The 4,001-nt window shown below is 72.9% G+C and carries 4 protein-coding genes and 1 pseudogene; 2 read left to right on the top strand and 3 right to left on the bottom strand.

Annotated features, from left to right (window positions below; genetic code table 11):
* From OZN99_RS27075 to OZN99_RS27065, 3 genes and pseudogenes are all read right to left on the bottom strand, one after another.
* Positions 1-329: pseudogene (locus OZN99_RS27075) on the bottom strand (flagellar basal body P-ring formation chaperone FlgA); the annotation flags it as partial.
* A 5-nt stretch (positions 330-334) separates the two neighbouring features.
* Complete coding sequence (gene flgG, locus OZN99_RS27070; protein WP_270938339.1) at positions 335-1,120, bottom strand: flagellar basal-body rod protein FlgG; 786 nt, start codon at positions 1,118-1,120, stop codon at positions 335-337.
* Between the two features lie 168 nt (positions 1,121-1,288).
* Positions 1,289-2,035, bottom strand: a complete 747-nt coding sequence (locus tag OZN99_RS27065) for a flagellar hook-basal body complex protein (RefSeq protein ID WP_270938338.1) — start codon at positions 2,033-2,035, stop codon at positions 1,289-1,291.
* Between the two features lie 193 nt (positions 2,036-2,228).
* On the opposite strand from OZN99_RS27065, the gene OZN99_RS27060 reads away from it, so the two are divergent.
* Together OZN99_RS27060 and fliM are read left to right on the top strand one after the other, a co-directional pair.
* Entirely contained in the window at positions 2,229-2,786 is a 558-nt protein-coding gene (locus OZN99_RS27060) for a flagellar basal body-associated FliL family protein (RefSeq protein WP_270938337.1), read from the top strand.
* Positions 2,783-3,847, top strand: coding sequence for a flagellar motor switch protein FliM (gene fliM / locus OZN99_RS27055; protein ID WP_270938336.1), 1,065 nt, complete (start codon positions 2,783-2,785; stop codon positions 3,845-3,847). Before OZN99_RS27060 ends, fliM begins: the two co-directional genes overlap by 4 nt.
* The last annotated feature ends 154 nt before the right edge of the window (positions 3,848-4,001 follow it).

The following is a 4,001-nucleotide window of genomic DNA, read 5'->3' as shown; positions in this document are numbered from 1 at the left end:
GGGCGCAGCGCGCCGCGCAGCGCGAGCAGCACCTCCTCCCGCGCCAGCGGGCGGCCCGGGCGTTCCAGCACCACGCGCTCCGCCCCGCCCACCGGCCGCCAGGCCACGCCGTTGGCGCGCGCGATGGCCGCCAGCTGCGCCGCTTCCACCACGAGCCGCCCGCCCGGCGCCGGCGCGGGTCCCAGCACCGTCGCACCGCGCGGCCCGGCATTCTCGAACAGGTCTGCCAGACGGACGACTCCGTCCTCCACCACGGCGAAGGGGCGGAGCGTCGCGAGCTCCGCCCGCGCCGGCGCTGCCCACAGCAGCAGCAGCAGCAGGATCCGCATCGCGCTCACCGCAGCCGCGACAGGGTGGAGAGCATCTCGTCGCTGGCCGAGATGACGCGGCTGTTCATCTCGTAGGCGCGCTGGGCGGTGATCAGGCTGGTGATCTCCTGCACGACATTGACGTTCGATGTCTCGACGAAGCCCTGCAGCACCTGGCCATAGCCCGGCGTGCCCGGCGCGCCCTGCTGCGCGTCGCCCGAACCCGGGGTTGCCAGCAGCAGGTTGTCGCCGATCGCCTCCAGCCCGCCCTCGTTGGCGAAGATCGCCAGCTGGATCTGGCCCACGTTCTGCGGCTCGATCTGCCCGTCGATCTTGGCCAGCACCTCGCCGTTCGCGTTGATCGTCACGTCGGTGGCGTTGGCGGGGATGGTGATGCCGGGCTGCACCACGAAGCCGTCGGCGGTGACCATCACGCCTTCGGGCGACAGGGCGAAAGTGCCGTCGCGGGTATAGGCGGTCTCGCCGCTGGGCAGCTGCACCTGGAAGTAGCCGTTGCCGCGCACCGCGATGTCGAAGCGGTTGCCGGTCTGGCTGAGGCTGCCCTGTTCCGCGATGCGATAGACCGCGCCGGTCTTCACGCCGAGCCCGATCTGCGCGCCGGATGGCAGCACGGAACCCGTGTCGGAGGATTGCGAGCCGACCCGGCGGAGGTTCTGGTACAGCAGGTCCTGGAACTCGGCCCTCCGGCGCTTGTAGCCGGTGGTGCTCATATTCGCGATGTTGTTGGAGATGACCTCGACGTTCGTCTGCTGGGCCATCATGCCCGTGCCGGCTATGTGCAGTGATCGCATCCTAGCGTGCCCTCAGACGCCGGGCGGCGGCTCCGCCGCCTTGGCTTTCGCGCAGGCATCGGGTGTGCCCGGCGATGCTGCCGGTCTGTGCGCGGCGCGCCTTCGCGCGCTCGGCCCGCGATGCTGGCCGCCCGCTTCTGCTCCTGGTCTGGCGCATGCCTTTTCTCCCTATCGCCGCCGCAGGATGCGCTCGACGGCGCTGCCCAGCCGCTCGCCCTCGCGCTCGGCCATCTGCGCAACCATCTGGAAGTGGCGCATGTCGTCGGTCAGCCGCGTGAGTTCCGCCACGGCGCGGACGTTGCTGCCCTCCGTCGCGCCCTGCACCACGCCGGGGCGTTCCACCGCCTGCGCTGGCATGTCGGCCGGCGCCGCCAGGTTCCGCTCGCCTTCCGCCTGCAGCCGCTGCGGGTCGGCGAAGCGCACGGTGCGCAGCCGGCCGGCGGGCCCGTTCTCCGTCGCCACGCTGCCGTCGCCGCGGATGTCGATGCGGGCCGAGCCCGGCTCGATGCGCAGCGGCTGGCCTTCCGCGGTCAGCACCGGGCTGCCTTCGGGGTCCACCACCCGACCCTCCGTATCCAGCGTGAAGCGGCCGGCGCGGGTGAAGCGCTCGCCGCGCGGCGTCTCCACCGCGAAGAAGGCATCGGGGTCGGACAGCGCGAGGTCGAGCGGATTGCCGGTGCGCGCCAGCGGAGCGGCGTTGGCGTCGCGCCAGGTGGCGCGGTCCTGCGCGAAGGCCAGGTCGCGGCCGCCGCGCGGTGCATCGGCACCCACCTGGCGTTCCAGCACGGCGCCGAACAGCGGCCGGTGCGCGCGGAAGCCGGGCGTGTCGGCATTGGCGATGTTGTTCGCCGTCACCGCGGTCGCGCGCTGCGCCGCGACGAGGCGTGAGAGGACGATGTAGCCGGGGCTGTCCATCCGGGGTCGCTCCGATCGGTTCGGCACCCCCACCGCAACTCGCGTGCCACCTTCCGTGCCGCCCGCCGCGGCCCGGCTTGCCGGGCGGGCGGCAGGATCTGCCCGGCGGCGGCAGGGCGCGCCGTCCTGCAAGGCTTCGTTAAGCCCGCCCCGCGCAGACTGCCCCCGCCAGGCAGGAGGCGGATGGCGCGCCATGGCGGCGAAGGGGGACAAGGCGAGCGCACCGGCCGGGGAGGCCGGGGCGGAGGACGCGTCTAAGAAGGGCGGCAAGAAGAAGCTCGTCCTGCTGGCGCTGCCGGTGGTGCTGCTCGCGCTCGGCGCGGGGCTGTGGTTCGGCGGCATTCTGCCGCCGCTGCTCGGCATGGGCGGCGCGCCGGCGCAGGCCGCGCAGTCTGCCGAGCCCGCGCCGCCACCGCCGCCGCAGCCGGCCTTCGTGGACCTGCCGGAGATCGTCTCCAACCTCAATGCGCCCGGCCGCCGCGCCAGCTTCGTGCGGCTGCGCGCGCGGCTCGAGGTATCGCGGGCGGAGGACGTGGCGGCGGTGCAGGCGGCCATGCCGCGGCTGGTCGACCTCTTCGCCACCTACCTGCGGGAGGTGCGCCCGGACGAGCTGCGCGGCTCCGCCGGCTCGCACCGCCTGCGGGAGGAGCTGATAGCCCGCGCCAGCATTGCCATCGCGCAGGACGCCCGGGCCGACCGCCCGCCGCCGCGCGTCACCGACGTGCTCTTCGTGGAGATGCTGGTCCAGTGAGCGGCAGCGAGGAGGAGGACCTGGCCGCCGCCTGGGGCGCGGCCGTCGAGGGGGAGGGCGCCGGCGCCGCCGCGCCGCAGGCCACCCGCGTGCTGAACCAGGCCGAGATCGACAGCCTGCTCGGCTTCGATTCAGGACCCGCCGGCGACGGCAGCCTGAGCGGAATCGAGCGCATCATCTCCTCCGGCCTCGTCGCCTATGAACGCCTGCCGATGCTGGAGATCGTCTTCGACCGCCTGGTGCGGCTGATGACGACGACGCTGCGCAACTTCACATCCGACAACGTCGAGATCAGCATCGACGCGATGGCCTCGCAGCGCTTCGGCGACTACCTGAACTCCATCCCGCTGCCGGCCATGCTGGCCGTCTTCCGCGCGGAGCAGTGGGACAATTACGGGCTGATCGTGGTGGACAGCCCGCTGATCTATTCCGTGGTGGACGTGCTGCTCGGCGGTCGGCGCGGCACCGCCGCCATGCGCATCGAGGGCCGCCCCTACACCACCATCGAGCGCACGCTGGTGGAGCGGCTGATCGGCGTGGTGCTCGGCGACCTGAAGGCCGCCTTCGAGCCGCTCTGCGAGGTGGATTTCCGCTTCGACCGGCTGGAGGTGAACCCCCGCTTCGCCGCCATCTCCCGCTTGTCCAACGCCGCCGTCGTCTCCCGCATGCGGATCGAGATGGAGGACCGCGGCGGCCGTCTGGAAGTGCTGCTGCCCTACGCCACGCTGGAGCCGGTGCGCGAGCTGCTGCTGCAGCAGTTCATGGGCGAGCGCTTCGGCCGCGACAGCATCTGGGAGACCCATCTGGCGGAGGAGCTGCGCCAGACCGAGGTCTCGCTGGATGTCGTGCTGGACCGCCAGACCGTGCCGCTGAGTCAGGTGCTGGACCTCAAGGTGGGCGACCGCATCCTGCTGGCCTCCTCGCCCGGTGCGCCGGTCTCGCTGCGCTGCGGTGACGTCGCGCTGTTCCAGGCGCAGCTCGGCCGACGGGAGAACCGGCTGGCGGTGCGGATCGAGACGGCGCGGCCGCTGCCGCCGCCACCGGCGGAGGATGCGGCATGACGACTCTGGAATGGCTGGCGCAGGCCGCGCTGCTCGTGCTGCTGCTCGTGCTGATCCCCTTCGCCTGGCGCCTGGAGCGGCAGATCGCCGCGCTGCGCGCCGCCGGCGGCGGCCTGCGGGACGGCGCCGTCGGCATCGCGGAAGCGACCGCCGC

It is taken from the genome of Falsiroseomonas oryzae (assembly GCF_027856955.1).
Lineage (GTDB): Bacteria > Pseudomonadota > Alphaproteobacteria > Acetobacterales > Acetobacteraceae > Falsiroseomonas > Falsiroseomonas oryzae.
The sequence above is the reverse complement of the archived record's forward strand: the minus strand, read 5'-3'. Positions and strand labels throughout refer to the sequence as shown.